17 protein-coding genes are annotated in these 14,102 nt (G+C 27.0%); 3 read left to right on the top strand and 14 right to left on the bottom strand.

Annotation, left to right across the window (positions count from 1 at the left end):
- Window positions 1-2: 2 nt before the first annotated feature.
- The 12 genes from BVAVS116_RS04515 to BVAVS116_RS04455 form a co-directional block, all read right to left on the bottom strand.
- Complete coding sequence (locus BVAVS116_RS04515) at window positions 3-755, bottom strand: ParA family protein (RefSeq protein ID WP_012665652.1); 753 nt, start codon at window positions 753-755, stop codon at window positions 3-5.
- Window positions 731-1,315 (bottom strand): DUF226 domain-containing protein, encoded by a 585-nt coding sequence (locus BVAVS116_RS04510; protein ID WP_012665651.1) that lies wholly within the window; start codon window positions 1,313-1,315, stop codon window positions 731-733. The genes BVAVS116_RS04515 and BVAVS116_RS04510 overlap by 25 nt, the downstream gene beginning before the upstream one ends.
- A gap of 43 nt (window positions 1,316-1,358) precedes the next feature.
- Window positions 1,359-2,555, bottom strand: coding sequence for a plasmid maintenance protein (locus BVAVS116_RS04505; RefSeq protein ID WP_012665650.1), 1,197 nt, complete (start codon window positions 2,553-2,555; stop codon window positions 1,359-1,361).
- A 571-nt stretch (window positions 2,556-3,126) separates the two neighbouring features.
- A complete protein-coding gene (locus BVAVS116_RS04495; protein ID WP_012665648.1) occupies window positions 3,127-4,014 on the bottom strand; it encodes a lipoprotein P35 in 888 nt (295 codons plus the stop codon).
- Window positions 4,015-4,023: 9 nt separating this feature from the next.
- On the bottom strand, window positions 4,024-4,848 hold the full coding sequence (gene ospA / locus BVAVS116_RS04490) for an outer surface lipoprotein OspA (protein WP_012665647.1): 825 nt from the start codon (window positions 4,846-4,848) through the stop codon (window positions 4,024-4,026).
- A 202-nt stretch (window positions 4,849-5,050) separates the two neighbouring features.
- A complete protein-coding gene (locus BVAVS116_RS04485; protein WP_012665646.1) occupies window positions 5,051-5,416 on the bottom strand; it encodes a BBA14 family lipoprotein in 366 nt (121 codons plus the stop codon).
- Window positions 5,406-5,810: a BlyB family putative holin accessory protein gene (locus tag BVAVS116_RS04480; RefSeq protein ID WP_012665645.1), complete on the bottom strand. Its 405-nt coding sequence runs from the start codon at window positions 5,808-5,810 to the stop codon at window positions 5,406-5,408. Before BVAVS116_RS04480 ends, BVAVS116_RS04485 begins: the two co-directional genes overlap by 11 nt.
- Window positions 5,807-5,986, bottom strand: a complete 180-nt coding sequence (locus BVAVS116_RS04475) for a BlyA family holin (protein WP_012665644.1) — start codon at window positions 5,984-5,986, stop codon at window positions 5,807-5,809. Before BVAVS116_RS04475 ends, BVAVS116_RS04480 begins: the two co-directional genes overlap by 4 nt.
- 23 nt (window positions 5,987-6,009) lie before the next feature.
- A complete protein-coding gene (locus BVAVS116_RS04470) occupies window positions 6,010-7,044 on the bottom strand; it encodes a DUF685 domain-containing protein (RefSeq protein ID WP_012665643.1) in 1,035 nt (344 codons plus the stop codon).
- Between the two features lie 68 nt (window positions 7,045-7,112).
- Window positions 7,113-7,724: a DUF735 family protein gene (locus BVAVS116_RS04465; RefSeq protein ID WP_012665642.1), complete on the bottom strand. Its 612-nt coding sequence runs from the start codon at window positions 7,722-7,724 to the stop codon at window positions 7,113-7,115.
- Window positions 7,725-7,726: 2 nt separating this feature from the next.
- A complete protein-coding gene (locus tag BVAVS116_RS04460) occupies window positions 7,727-8,599 on the bottom strand; it encodes a DUF276 domain-containing protein (RefSeq protein WP_012665641.1) in 873 nt (290 codons plus the stop codon).
- Window positions 8,596-8,931 carry a contractile injection system sheath initiator gene (locus BVAVS116_RS04455; protein ID WP_012665640.1) on the bottom strand — a complete coding sequence of 112 codons (336 nt, stop codon included), beginning with the start codon at window positions 8,929-8,931 and terminating at the stop codon, window positions 8,596-8,598. The genes BVAVS116_RS04460 and BVAVS116_RS04455 overlap by 4 nt, the downstream gene beginning before the upstream one ends.
- Before the next feature lie 170 nt (window positions 8,932-9,101).
- Between BVAVS116_RS04455 and BVAVS116_RS04450 the strand changes: the two genes are divergently transcribed.
- The 3 genes from BVAVS116_RS04450 to BVAVS116_RS04440 all read left to right on the top strand — a co-directional run bounded on the left by BVAVS116_RS04450 (window position 9,102) and on the right by BVAVS116_RS04440 (window position 12,014).
- Window positions 9,102-9,575 carry a BBA07 family lipoprotein gene (locus tag BVAVS116_RS04450; RefSeq protein ID WP_012665639.1) on the top strand — a complete coding sequence of 158 codons (474 nt, stop codon included), beginning with the start codon at window positions 9,102-9,104 and terminating at the stop codon, window positions 9,573-9,575.
- Between the two features lie 242 nt (window positions 9,576-9,817).
- Entirely contained in the window at window positions 9,818-11,074 is a 1,257-nt protein-coding gene (locus BVAVS116_RS04445) for a hypothetical protein (protein WP_012665638.1), read from the top strand.
- A 100-nt stretch (window positions 11,075-11,174) separates the two neighbouring features.
- Window positions 11,175-12,014, top strand: a complete 840-nt coding sequence (locus BVAVS116_RS04440) for a S2/P23 family protein (protein ID WP_012665637.1) — start codon at window positions 11,175-11,177, stop codon at window positions 12,012-12,014.
- 110 nt (window positions 12,015-12,124) lie between these two features.
- Here BVAVS116_RS04440 and BVAVS116_RS04435 read toward each other — a convergent pair whose 3' ends face one another.
- On the bottom strand, window positions 12,125-12,643 hold the full coding sequence (locus BVAVS116_RS04435; RefSeq protein ID WP_012665636.1) for a hypothetical protein: 519 nt from the start codon (window positions 12,641-12,643) through the stop codon (window positions 12,125-12,127).
- 331 nt (window positions 12,644-12,974) lie between these two features.
- Window positions 12,975-13,460, bottom strand: coding sequence for a P13 family porin (locus BVAVS116_RS04430; RefSeq protein WP_012665635.1), 486 nt, complete (start codon window positions 13,458-13,460; stop codon window positions 12,975-12,977).
- Window positions 13,461-14,102: the final 642 nt, after the last annotated feature.

The raw sequence follows: 14,102 nt of genomic DNA, 5'->3' as shown, positions 1-14,102 counted from the left end.
ACTTAGTGTACGTAACCTGATTTATTTAAAAACATGTTAAGCGTGTTTTGGTACTCCATTATGTAATCCTTCGTCAAATCAAATCTGTCGTTTTTTGCTATTCTTTTGTTCAAATCTTCTCTCTCAGATATTGTCCCCAAGAAATTACTATTCTTCTCTAAAACCTTTAAAAGTTCTTTGTGAGTGTTGTTTTTTTTAAATTTAGTATTGATTAAATACATTGGCAAAGTTAATAATAGCTTGTTCATGAAAAAAGTAAACAAATCTAAACTCTCAACAGCCCATTTTTCTGCTGTTATTGGTATTATTATATAATTACTGCACACAAGAGCATTCGTTAAAGTAAAATCTAAACTGGGATTTGTATCAAGTATTATATAATCATAATGATTACTAAGTAACTTTAGCTGTTCTTTTAATTTAAATTCTTTATACGGAATAGATTCTGAATTAAATTTATGTAATGTTAAATAGCTTGGAATTAAATCCAAATTTTCGTCAATCGTTATTAATGCATTATCTATATGCAAATTTGATATTAATACCTCGTATATATTTCTGTTTATTAGATCTACGTTGTTATCTTTAATTTTATTGAAAAAATAGCTTGTTGTTGAAGCTTGAGTGTCAATATCTATTAAAAGAACTTTACATTTGATTGAAAGCAGTGTGGCAAAAATTAAACTTGTTGTGCTCTTGCCAACACCACCTTTTATGCTTGCAATAGTTATTACTTTTGTCTCTTTTTTACCCATTCAGGAATAATTCCCCCCTTTGATAATTTTTTGTTATAGAACGCATAAAGCTCGGTTTCTAATTCTAAAATAATATTTAAAAGTGTATTGTAATAGGGACTGTTGACCCGATCTTTTTTGAGTAAAATATGAAGACCGTTTAAATAACAAAAAACAGAACCTTTCTTAAACTTAAATTCAATATATTCACATTTTCGAAGAGTATACGTTTCTTTTTTATTGAAATTCTTTACAATAAACGCTTTATCAAGCTTTCTTATTCCGTAATAAATTCCTAAAAATTCATCGTCTTCTCTTAAAGAAAATAAATGAAACATACTTATTTCTTCTATATTAAAAATTCCTCTTAAGGAAATGAAAAATTTAGTAGGCTCATTTTTGCTTATTCCAAATGTATAAAAATCATTAAAGATTTTAGTATGGTATATCTTTCTGCCTTTAACCTCCTCAATCTTAGAAAAGACATTGGTCTTTTTTTCTTTTTTGAATTTTGATTTATTGTCTGTGTCTAATTTTAATTCTTTTTGTTTTTGCTTTAATCGTTCAAGTAAAGCCGTCATTTTTTTCCTTTTTCCTTATTAGCAACGCTAAACTATACATTTTTTAGCTCACTATTTTAATCAAATTATTATAGTAGGAATTGTCAAATACCTTGCTATATTTAAGATCAGGCTCATTCTCAATGAATTTCTTTAAAGTAGGAATTAATTTATCATTATCTACTTTATGCCTTAACTGTTCTAATAATATACTAAAAATATTGTTTTTTATACTTTTTAGCTTGGCCATTTTGTCTTGGATCTTGGAAGTTTCTGTTTTTGCTCTTTTTACCAGTTTGTCTAAATCTGGATATTTTTTATATTCTATTATGAAATGTGGTTTTACTTTGTAGATTTCGTATGTTTTGCTAAAAAATTTCTCTAAATCTTCCTTTTTATATTGCTGGTTTTCTAACTCTTTTATTTTTTCTGCAAGTATTTTTCTTAAAATTTGTGTTTTGTTTTTATATTTTTTATTTGTTTCTTTTATTTTATTTATTAGCTTTTTGTATCCATTGTTCTTGAAAAATTTACATAAGTATCCTGGATTGTTTATATTTTCTTTTATTGCATTTGAGAGGTGCTTTTCGATGTTTTTAGGATCTATTTCTTTAAGGTCGTTTTCGATGTGTTTTAAGTTTCTTAGATGGTAAATTTTGATCTTATTTGTTGTTTTTAAATCCATTATTAGAGATGGAATTTCTGTTTTGAAGTTACATTTACTTAAATATTTTTTTAATATTTTGTTACTTGTTGTTTTTTGATAATTTTTGTGTATATTTCTATATTCTTTATATTTATATATATTATTAGTATTATTTATACACTCCCATTTAACACTACTATTTATTTGATTGAATTTTTTTATTCTTTGCATAAATTCATTAATTTTATTAGTTGTTTTTTCCTTGAAGTATGTGTTAATTATTAAGTAGCATTTTTCTTTTTCATATTTAAGTTTATAATAAGTTTCACTGCCAGAATTTTTTCCTAAATGTTTGCAGTAGTTTAGTGTGACTTTAAATTTTTTCTCTAGTATGTATAAATAGTTTTGTAGTGTTTTTAGTTTTATGGGTTTTTGTTTATTTCTTTCAAGGTTTTTATTTAGAAAATAAAGTATGTTTTTTTGTGTATATTTTTTTAAATTTAAGTTTATAAAGTTGAGAGTAGAGATTAATACAATTAAGTTGTGTTGGAAGTTCTTTGTAGTTTTTTTTACCTTTTTTGTAGTGTTTGGTGATTTTTGATTTGATGTTTTCAATTTTATACTCCTAATATAAGTAATTTCTTTAATTCTAAATTAATTAATAGTACAGTTTCATAAAAAAGTAAAGTATTTTTATATAAAAAATATAAAAAAAGTATATTTAATATATATTTGTTAAATATACTTTACAAAAATAAGTTTTTGTAATAAAATAAAATACAATAAAGAATAGACTTATATTAAGAGTAAATTATTTTTACGTGTTAATTTTTATTTAAAATAGTGAGCTTATTAGCGATGGGTTTAATTTTATTAAGAATTTAGATTATGTTATTTATATTATCCTTCATTCAAGAATTAGGCTTGAGTGAAGGAATTAGCCCCATTAGTTTTCTTAATTTTAGTTGTGCATTTAGTTTATTAGAGATTTTTTATTTTAATTTTAAAGACTTAAATTTCCTGATTGGTGTATTGTTTTTATGTTTTTTCTTTTTACAAGGGAAAAAGTCTCCTAAGAGACTTTTTCTAGAAGTAACAAATTGAAAAATATATAAATTCAATTTTTAGGTTATAATAAACAATATCCTACATTGGCCAATGCCTTTGTAGGATGTTTACTTATATATTATTTTAAAGCACCTTGAAGTTCACCAAGGCTCTTAATTTCACTTGCTTGGCCGTCAAGCTTGCCTGCTGAGTTATAGTTTTGTACTGTAATTGTACCATCGATTAAGAACACTAAATCTTTAGTTTTCTTGCGGTTAGAAGTAATTGTTAAGGTGTTAGTACTGTCTTCCCATTTTGCTGTTTTTTTAGTAGGACTAGAATCAGTATCATTCAAAAAGAGCTTTATTCTACCGTCCTTCTCAATTTCTCTTGTTAATGTAACAGTACCTACTGTGATTTTTAATGTTGTTTTTCCGCCTACAAGATTTCCTTCAAGCTTAATGCCATTTTTTAGAGTTTCTACTGCTTTTGTAGCATTTTCAGCATCTGTCATTTGTGAGTATTCAAGTGTGGTTCCGTTTGATCTTGTTAATTTTTGTGAGTCTAATTTATCAGCTTTGAAATTTTCTTCTGTTAATAACCCATGTTTTTTAACAACTTTGCTTGAAACTTTTTTGTTGCCTGAATCAAATGTTTCCACAGTTACTGAATTTAGATCTTCGGTAATTGATATTGTCATCTTAGTCTTGTCAGCTTTTGAACCTTTAAGTGTTCCAGATCCATTATCTTTATCAGAAGTTCCTTTAAGCTCAAACTGATCAACCACTGCTCTTAAATCATATTTACCAGATGTATTTTTTTCTTTGCTTACGAAAATGGTGTAACCATTAAATAGAGACACTGCTTTTTCTGTTGATGTAGTAAGAACTTGCTTAGAATCTTTTGACGAGTCTTTGTTGGAGTCCATAATTTCTCGATCACTATTTTGAGTTTTTGGCTCAGCACCTTTTTGTGCACATGCTAGTAAAGCTAATACTAATGCAAATCCTATTAAGTATTGTCTCATAAATTCTCCTTATTTTAAAGCGTTTTTAAGTTCTTGAAGTGTTTTAATTTCAACTGCTGTACCTTCTAGCTTGTTGCCTGCAGGGTTATAGCTTTGTACTGTTATTGTGTCTTGTTTTGTAAATACAAGTTTTGTCTTGTTTTTGCTGTCAACAATAATTGTTAAAGTTGAATTTCTTGCATCCCATTTTCCAGTTTTTTTAGTATTTGGAGTGCTTGAAGTGTCGTTAATTTCAACTGTTACTTCTCCAGATTTTGCAATGTGCTTGCTTAAAGTAACAGTACCTTCTGTGATTTTCAATGTTGTTTTTCCGCCTACAAGATTTCCTGGAAGCTTAATGCCATTTTTTAGAGTTTCTACTGCTTTTGTAGCATTTTCAGCATCTGTCATTTGTGAGTATTCAAGTGTAGTTCCGTTTGATCTTGTTAGTATTTTTTCAGACACTTCACCTTTTTCATTGAATTTTTCTTCTGTGAAAGACTTGTCTTTGAAATTTACTTTTCTTGACACTAATGTTCCATCTTCTTTGAAAGTTTCAAGTTTGGTTTCGCCTAGATCATCAGAAATTGTTAATTTTACTTTACTTTTGTCATCTTTTACGCCTTCAAGTGTTCCAGAACCATTGTTTTTATCAGAAGTTCCTTTAAGCTCAACTTTGTCTACTGTTGCCACTAGACTGTATTTACCGTCTTTGTCTTTTTCTTTGCTTACAAGAACTTTCATTTCGCCGGGTAAATCTACTGAAGCGCTGTTTTTTTCATCAAGGCTGCTAACATTTTGCTTACATGCTATTAAGGCTAATATTAGACCTATTCCCAATAAATATTTTTTCATAATATATTCTCCTTTTATATTATATTAATATAACTTAATACAAGTATAATTATAGTATAAGATTAATAAATAACAAATAGAAAATTAAAAAAAAATAAAATGATAATAGACTTTGATTGGTTAAAGATCAAATATATACTTTTTATTAAAATAAAAAGTCCCAAAATTGGGACTTTAGGAAAAAAAGAAAAATTAAATGACTTTAAGGTATGTTTTTTGAGTATTTTTTGTAAATTTGGGTTGCTATTGGTTTTATTTTATCGATGTGATTTTTTAAATTAGTAATGTTTGTTTTGATTGATTTTAGATTTTGATCTTTTTCTAATTTACTAGTGTCAAAAAGTTTAAACTCAGGATAATTTTTGTTATTTACTTTTTGTTTAGTCTTAACGAGAAATGTTTGTAAGTACATAACATAGCTTGAAAGATGCGCTTCATATAAGCTTAAAGCCTTTAATGTTTGCTCTTTTGGGTATGAAGGCTCTTCTGGAAGGCTTGCTATTGTAGAGCATGAAAAGATTATAAGCATGTTTAATAGAAATAAAAAAGGCAAATTTTTAATTTTCAATTTTATCTCCTTTCTTATTATGGCTTTTTTGTAAATCTTCTGGGGATCCTTGAATTTGTTCTTGGAGCGCTTTGGTTTTTATTGCCATTAGTTCATTTCTCTCTTCTCTTAAATACTCGATAATACTTACATCTCTCTCGTCATTAATGCTTGATATAAGTTGAGTTATTTTATTATTCACATTTTCAATATCATTTAATATTTTTATTGATTCTTCCTTCTCAAGGGTGTTTATTTTGTCTTTGTAAATACTCATTATTAGGTTGTAAAGATTGAGTCCTAAGTATATTCCCTTTTCTACTTTGATTTCTGTTGGAGAATCACCGCTTTTTAGAAAATCATATAAATTATTTAAAGCTTCAAGACCGGATTTAATATTTATTTTACTGTTCATTTTGTTTCCTTTTTATTTGTATTTTTTAAGAGCTTTTTTATAATAAGGTTTAAATTTTCTCTAAACTGCGGATTTATTGCTGAAATCATCGGCAGAATTGCCAGCACAATAAATCCTCCTAATATAATGAGTTTTGTATTGTCAATTGTTGACAAAAAAATAAGTATTGTATTCATAAATATCTCCTTTAAATTTATTTTTATACTTTGTATAGTATTGGCATTGTTTGACCCATGCCTATGCTTCCTGATCCAACGAAGTACCAACCATTGTAAATTGGTGTTTTGAGTGTAGGCATGTTTTCTGAAGAAAATGAGGCTATTAGTATTTTGGCAGAACTTCTTGAAAATTGAAGGTAAAATTGCTTATTGTGATCTTCTGTTGAGCTTGAATACCTAATTTCTGCGTCAATTTTTAAGTAAATGTATTCTTCTTTGTGCGATTCGTCAATGATAATTGATATGCTGCTTTTGTTTTTAAGCACAATAGTTGTGGCTTTGTTTTTATATTGAAATTCTAATATTGAGGTGTCATCAATTATTGTGTGTTGTCCCCCAAAGCCATATGGTTTTCCTTGCCACCAAATGGGAGTATCTACAGTTTGTGGGATTCCGTTTTGATAACAGCTTACAATTTGTTCATTTTTTACATCAAAAGTTTTTTTAGGGATTGATTTGAAAGCGTTTAGGAATTTATCTGTAAAATCACTTATTTGTAAATAGTTAATTAAGTCACTTTTGAGTTGATTTATTTCAGATTTTTCTGCAAAAACTTCTTTTAAACTTTCAATTAAAATTTCAAATTGAATAAGTTCAAGATCTTTTGTGGTTGAGTTGTAAATTGAAATTTTATTTGAGGGCAATTTTGTATTTGTGTGTTTTAAGCTTGAAATAAACGTAGATTTAACTTTTTTAAAAACAGTGTCAAAATCTATGTTCTCAGGTGATTTGCTTAGTTTTAAAAGCTCAGAGATTACTTTAATGTAAATTTTTTTTATATATTCTTTGTTTTCTAAAAGTTCTTTGCTAATTACATCTTTTATTGCTTTTTTAAAGCACTGAAATTCGCTGTTGTAAAAGGTATCATTTTGTATTTGTTCTAGGAGATGTTTGTATGTGATTGCACAAGTATCTTCTACTATGTCGTCAATAGGAATAAGATCACTTTGATTAACTTTTGTTTTTCTATTTAAATCTTTTATCTGTATGCTTTCTTGTGGTTCGTTTGTATTCATAAATTCTCCTTTTTAATTTCTTTAGTTTTAAATTTTTATTTAAACTTTAGTAGATCAGAAAAAATAATCTACTTTGCAAAATTTTTTATTCTTGTGCTTTTTATTTCTATTTGTTCTTTGTCTATGATTTTTACTATCCTTCCTACGGGGATTAATATTTTAATAAACTCATATACTGAATTTTTGTAATCTTTGGGCATATAGTTAGAAACCAGAGCTTTTTTAAATCCAAGGTGTTTTGCAGTTATTTTTTTAAGTTTATTTTGATTTTTTGCTGCAATATTAAATTCAATCGGAGACTTAATGTTTCCAAGTAATTTTATTATTATCTCGCCTGGAGTGTCTTCGTTTGAGCTGACTTCTACATTTGCGTGTAAAAATGCCCTAAAGAGTACAATAAAGCTCTCATCAGTGCCAATAGATTTGATTGCAAAAATAATGGCGTCTAAAGAGTTAACAAGATTTTTGCCCAACTCTTTTTTAAAGTGAAATGCGTTAAATATTGAAAGCATTATTAATGCAATAAATTTGGAGTTAATACTGCCTTTAACATTGATTGTTCTAAAGTTTTCAAGCAGTTCTTTTAGTTCTCTTAATATCTCTTTTTTATAATCAAGCTCATTGTAAATGAACTTTTCAATTTGGGTATTTTCTAAAAATTTTGGTATCTCTTTGTGCATTTTTATTCTCTGTTAATAAGTAGTCTTTTGTTTGTATCAAAAATAATAATTTCATTCTCTTTAGTGTTTTCGTCTTTATTGAATGTAAAATCACCATCATTAAGGTCTGTGATTTTTTTTGTGAAATCTTTTTTAATGCAAGTTCCGATTCTCAGCTCTTTTATTCCTTTAATAATGCTAACTGGTGCAAGAAAGTCTTGATATCTAAGAGATGTGCCCATTTCAGTGTATTTTTCGTTTAGGATTTTGTTGTAGATGTCTCTGATTTGAGTATCTATTTCTTTGTAGATTGCGTCTTTTGTTTCTGTTTTGTAGATTGCCTTAAGATATGCATATTTTTTCTCACCTAAGCTGAATTTGTATGTTTTTTTTTGATTGTGTTTGTTTAAAAACTCAATTCCAACATTACCTTTAAAAACAGTTCCGCTTGGTGCTGTATAGTATATTGCTTGCCAAATATTTTGCTTAGTCTCAATTTTAATTTGATTTTTTTCTTTGTCCGCAAAACAATCGTCTTGTAGTATTAAGTAGAGGTTAATTGTTCCAGGCCCACTTAGAATGTTTAAGTGCTTAACCCCGTCAACGTTTAGCAGAGCTTTTCTTATTGCTTCGTAGGTTGAGCTTTTGGGTGTGCTTAAGTCTTCTTTGAGTGCATTAAAATAGCTTCCATTTTCTTTTATTTTGGAAAAAAGCTCTTTTAAGACTTCTGATATTTGTTTGTCAATGCTTGAGCTTGGAAAGTTTATTATGTCGTAAATTGAATTATCTTTAATGTTTATGCCGTATTTTGTTCTCAAAATATGTTTTTTTTCAGTTTGAATTTCTTCTATTGTTTTTTCCAATATTCCTAAGTTTTTATCAAAAATTATACTCATATTTTAAAATCCATTTTTAAAGTGTCTTTTCCTAAAAAGAAAAATTCTATTGTTATTGTTTTGTTTTTAATACTTGGTTTTACGTTAATAAGATCTATTTTTAGTTCTTTTGAAAGGTTTAAAAAAAAATTTTTAATAGATTCTAGTTTATTGGCTTTGCAAAGCTTAAAGTAAAAGTTAAAGTCAAATCCATAATTTGGATTTTCTTTCAAGCTGCCTTTTGGTGTCTTAAGATAAAAGAATAAACGTTGTTTTTGTTCTTCAATGTTTTCTATTAATTTAAGATCATTGTTAAATACTATATTAAATTTTTCGTCGATTTTAATTTCCATTTTTAACTACCAAGGTCATTCTAACATATTTTATTCGAATTTGCTATAAAGTTTTATAAAATGTTTATTATTTTAAATCTTGAGATATATTATAATTTATATTTTTTTTTAAAAAAAATCATTTAATTTTTAAATTTAAATATTTGTTTAATCACAGTGTGGGAGACGGTATGAAAAAAATTTTATTATTTGTTATTTTATTATTCTTTTCCTGTAAAGAATTTAATTATTCTGATATTAGGAGAAAGTCTTCAAAGGTGTTAAATTCTTCTGATGGCTCGTTAAGTGGAGCACCTAAAATCTCTTTTGTAGATTCTTTAAATGATGACCAAAAAGAAGCTTTGTTTTTTATTGAGCAGGTAGTTCTTGATAGTAGTCCTGATAAGTTTAACCAAATTTTAAATTTAAATGAAAATAAAATAAAAGAAATGCTTGCTACTGTTGTTAAGTGCTTAAAAGCCAAAAGAAATGCCAAAATTGCTCTTGAGCGCTCAAATGATGCAAATGTCGCTAATGCTAAGCAGCAATTGTTACAGGTTGAAAAAGCTTACATAGATAATTTGAGGCAATCTTTTGCTACTACTAAAAACATTGAAGAGGCTTGTAATCTTGTAAAAAACTATGATGCATCCGCTTCGTTTTAACTTTTTTATGTTGGCTAATTGTTTGATTAACTCTTCTAAAGAAGAGTTAATTTTTCTATTTATATTTGTCTGTTTTTGTTGTAAATATATGGCTTTGTTGGCTTTCTTTAAAAGGTAATTATTAAAACAATTTTAAGCTTAATTCCTTTTATGATAAGAATTAAAGTGGTACATACATTTAGTGTATATAAAGTGAGCTATAGTTTATTTAAACCTATAATTAAATAGAGGAAATTCAATTTATGAATAAAATAGGAATTGCAGCTGTTATTAGCTTTTTATTGCTTCTTAGTTGTAATAGTAAATCTTTAGAAGAAGATTTAAAAGTTACCATTTCCAGCAATAAACAAAATTTAATCAGCAATCAAAAAAAATCTTTAGAGTCTAAAAGTAATAAGCTTAAAGATTCTAATTTGGGTAATTTAAAAAGCAAAAAGAATGACCCAGCAAATTCCAGAGAATTTAAGGACTTTAAAAAGGATTTGCAAACTTTGGAAAATTCTAAAAATTTAATATCGACAGGCTCAGATCATGAAGGTAATGATTTGAATAGTTTAGATGATTCTGGGTCTGTGCTAAAAATGTCTTCAAAGCGTAATATTGGTAAGTCAAGATACAGTAAAGCTTTGCTGAAAAATACTAATGATGGGATTTGGATTCCCAATTTAAACTTGGAAGAGGACAAAAATTTTGAGTTTTTCAAGAAATCTTTGCAAAATGATGAACATAGATATACTCTTGGTGGATGGCTTTTAAACAATGATGAAATGTTGGAAAAGTATAAGTACAGCGAAAAAGATGTTAATCAATTTTTGATTGATATAGGGAAAAAGCGGTGGGAAGATTTATCTTCTAAAATAAGTATTTTAGTGAGATTGATTGAAAATTATTCTGACAAAAGTGATAGAGAAGATGAAATGTCTCTTTTAGAAATGAATTTGTGTCAACAATTTTATTTAACCAAGATTAATGCCGGCGGTTCAAACGCGGACATTCTTGTTGCTCTTGAAAAAACAATCGATCAACAAATTAGTAGTGTTAGCAAAGAGCTTCTTGAATTGAAAAATTTTTCTCTTGCTACAAAGGCAGAGCTTGATTGGCATTTAAATTGGAATCGCAGCTTAACAGACGAGGAAGAAGAGACGTTGCGACTTTGTGGGGTTTTGTTATACGGAGAGTTCGATTTTGAAAATCTTGATGATTTGTTTAAAAAACTTGGTAAGGAATATTCTAGGTTAATATTGAGAAAGCTAGAGGAAATAACATCAAATTATGATGTTAAAGGTTTCTTAAAAGAAATGGAGAAATCAAATAAATCTTTCAAACAAGTATTAGGCTCTATTGGAAATAAAAACAGAAGAAGATTGATTCTTAAAGTTAGAAATACTCTTTTAGAAATTTTTAAACTTTATTATACAAATATTGGTAAGAATAAAAAACTTTATGATTATATAGATCGCATTTTAAACAGTTTGAAAAAAGAGATTATCAGGCGTTAAGTTTTTATTTTGATTTTTTTGTTAATTGATCTACATTTGCTTCTAATAATATAATTTAAAATTTTTAAATTATATAGGAATTTTTAAAAGGGGGAGCGTTTTGAAAATAGTCATTGTATTTGTTGTGATTTTAATTCTTTGTTGCCATTTAGATAATAATTCAAAAATGGAGAAAGAGAGTAGTGGACTTATTGGAGAAAATGCATCTAGGCTAGGTCAAAAAAAAGAAACTTTGGGTTCAATGAATTTTGGATCATTCTCAGACGATTCTGGTTTGGCGTCTGATTTTCAAAATTATGGGACCTTAAAATCGCTTGAAAATAAAAATAAATTTATTGATTACAACCAAATAGAGTTTTTAGAAGGAACAAAAACAATCACTGTAGGTTTTTGGTCGGTGTATGTTCGTTGGATGAAAATTAAAGCCAGAGATTTGTGTAATGAGTTTGGGAATTGTATTGAAGAGCTTAAGGGTATTAAGTATTCTTATCTTGTTACTCCTGTTGATGGGAATTACGTTTCTTATGCTATGCCGTTAATAATCTTTGAGACCACTAGTGAGAGTGATCCGTTTTATTCTGTTTCTGGATTTAGATTGATAAGCAAGGGAAGCGATATAAATTTTGATGAAAGTAGAGGAGGAGTTTTGGGAGGAATTCCAATGTCTGAAAAATCAGTTGAATATGGGCTTGTGACCGCATATCCTTTTGGCTCTAAGGATGCTAAAACAGTAGTTGAAGCTTTTACTGATCTTTATAGTAATGGAGTTTGGAGGGACATGATTGCTGAGATTACCATTAAGTCTAAGAAATCTCCACAAAATAAAAAAGTTTATAAAATTTCACTTGATTCTAAGCTTTTTAATGTTACTATGAAAAAAATAATTGAAAAATATCCTAAAATAAAAAGTGCAAGTTATTTTAATTCTTTGGTTAACTAAGAAGTTGTTTTAAAAGTTAGTAGTTTTTAATCACTAGCTTTTAACACTAGTTTTTATACTAGTATAAAAACTAGTGTTTTTAAAAATTAATTAATTTTAAACTTGGTTGATTATATAGCGTCTTTAAGGTTATTAAATGTGGCTTTGGAATCTGTTTGATTAAAAATCCCATCGAATCCACTAGCAAGCGCGGTTTTGTAAGTATCTAATTTATCAGGATCTTTTTCTTTTGCATCTTTATTTTCTTTAATTTTTGCAAGCATTTCTTTTATTTCATCTTCTTTTAGATCTGATAGAAATTTGTGTATAGTTTCTTCTATTTTGCTCTCATCTGCGCCAGTATTTTTAAAATGTAAACCAATATTTGGGTCTACTAGTTTTTCTTTTAATAAGCTTGTTAAAAATGTTAGTGTTTCTTTTTCATCATAGTTTAAATTTAATTTGCTTATTAATTTTTCTAAAGGTGTTGTTTTGCTAAATTCAATTCTATTGTCATCAACTAGATTTGATTTAGATTGTAATTTTTGAGATTCTTCATCCAAATCATTATTTAACTCGGCATTATTAGTTTTTTTTGTACAATTAAACATAAATACTAATATGGTAAATACAATAATCGTTTTTTTCAAAATAGTCTCCTTAAAAGTAGTTTTAATTAATAATAAGTAATTATATCATTTTAAGATAATGTTTAGAACATTTTAATTAGTAATTGTTATTATTAATTGTTAAAAATATTGTACCAATTTGGCATTGAGAACAATTTCTTAATTGGGTTGAATATTATACAAGTTTTTAATATTTTAAGATTTTTTGTATTTTAAGGGTTTAAGGGACATTCTAAATTTAATTGGTAAGCCTAAGAAGAGAGTACTTGTGTTAATGCTTTCTTAATAGGTAAATTGATTTTTAATATTAGATTTTAAAAAATTATTGTTTTACATTTTTTTTAATAACTATTTAATAACTCTTTTTAAAAGACAGTTGAAATCCGCTTGTTCCAATATCAAAATTGGGTTCAAATCCCACAAGTTCAGCGCTCAGTCTTTTTTTAAGATTTTCATTGTACCGATTTGCAAATGTGAATGGAATAATAAGTGAGGTCACGTAGGATGTTAAAATCATGCTTGCTCCTACTCCTATTAGTATGGATCCGGTTAATTGTGTTTCTCGAGTATTAAGAATAATTCCAGTTCCACAAAGAATTGCTCCTAACAAATTAAATCCAAGTACTGAGCCGCCACCAATATAATCCCCCTGGACAAAGGATCCTATTCCAAAAGGCAAAAATAAATTCAAAAGGAACGGCCCGATTGGATTTTTTTTGTCTTTATCATATTTATTAAAACTTTCAATACCTTTTTCAATTCTATCTTGTCTATCGTTTTTAGCAAAAATTTGAATTGTCAAGCCAAAAATTAATATTAATATGAAAAATTTTTTCATATTACCTCCTCTCTTAATGTAAGTTTTGATAAGTAAAATATTAGCTCAATTTGTAATAAATTAATATTAGTTTATTGTAATTTAAAAATTAATTTTTGCAAAAATTAATTTTTAAATTGTATCTATTAGAAGTTTGTAGGGGTATAAGGATAATTATGAGACTTAAGGGGTTAAAATGTAGTAATGTATTCAATTTAATTCTTAATATAGTCTTAGAGACTAAAATTACAACTACATTAAGTCAAAACAGAAAAGAGTAAATCCCCCCCTGATTAATTATTTAAGTGGGTAAATTTATTGAATATATGAGCCATTAACAAGTTGCGGTATACAAGTATGGTACTATAAAACCAAATTATTAATTAAGTTTGAATAATATTTTGTTGGGAGCTTTCAGAATTAATACCTTTTTTTGTGAATTATTGTGAAAATATTTACACTTTTTGTTATTGTTGAGCCCAATTTTAAGTTAATCTTTAGTTAAAGTATTATGTATTTATTTTATGATTAAAAGAAATTAAGGCTTAATTCTTCTTTTCCTAAATGAAATTATCAATTTAATAATATTAGTTTATTTAAAATCGTTTAAAATTTTTTACGGCCAAGAATTGATTTTTAGGTTAGGACAAAGTGTAATTTTTT

This window comes from Borreliella valaisiana VS116 (genome assembly GCF_000170955.2).
GTDB lineage: Bacteria > Spirochaetota > Spirochaetia > Borreliales > Borreliaceae > Borreliella > Borreliella valaisiana.
Note: the sequence above shows the minus strand (reverse complement) of the source record. Positions and strands in the feature narration are given on the sequence as shown.

Coding starts and splice junctions, on each gene's coding strand:
- BVAVS116_RS04515 (WP_012665652.1), bottom strand. CDS start 755: ATGGGTAAAAAAGAGACAAAAGTAATAACTATTGCAAGCATAAAAGGT.
- BVAVS116_RS04510 (WP_012665651.1), bottom strand. CDS start 1,315: ATGACGGCTTTACTTGAACGATTAAAGCAAAAACAAAAAGAATTAAAA.
- BVAVS116_RS04495 (WP_012665648.1), bottom strand. CDS start 4,014: ATGAGACAATACTTAATAGGATTTGCATTAGTATTAGCTTTACTAGCA.
- ospA (WP_012665647.1), bottom strand. CDS start 4,848: ATGAAAAAATATTTATTGGGAATAGGTCTAATATTAGCCTTAATAGCA.
- BVAVS116_RS04480 (WP_012665645.1), bottom strand. CDS start 5,810: ATGAACAGTAAAATAAATATTAAATCCGGTCTTGAAGCTTTAAATAAT.
- BVAVS116_RS04475 (WP_012665644.1), bottom strand. CDS start 5,986: ATGAATACAATACTTATTTTTTTGTCAACAATTGACAATACAAAACTC.
- BVAVS116_RS04470 (WP_012665643.1), bottom strand. CDS start 7,044: ATGAATACAAACGAACCACAAGAAAGCATACAGATAAAAGATTTAAAT.
- BVAVS116_RS04465 (WP_012665642.1), bottom strand. CDS start 7,724: ATGCACAAAGAGATACCAAAATTTTTAGAAAATACCCAAATTGAAAAG.
- BVAVS116_RS04460 (WP_012665641.1), bottom strand. CDS start 8,599: ATGAGTATAATTTTTGATAAAAACTTAGGAATATTGGAAAAAACAATA.
- BVAVS116_RS04455 (WP_012665640.1), bottom strand. CDS start 8,931: ATGGAAATTAAAATCGACGAAAAATTTAATATAGTATTTAACAATGAT.
- BVAVS116_RS04450 (WP_012665639.1), top strand. CDS start 9,102: ATGAAAAAAATTTTATTATTTGTTATTTTATTATTCTTTTCCTGTAAA.
- BVAVS116_RS04445 (WP_012665638.1), top strand. CDS start 9,818: ATGAATAAAATAGGAATTGCAGCTGTTATTAGCTTTTTATTGCTTCTT.
- BVAVS116_RS04430 (WP_012665635.1), bottom strand. CDS start 13,460: ATGAAAAAATTTTTCATATTAATATTAATTTTTGGCTTGACAATTCAA.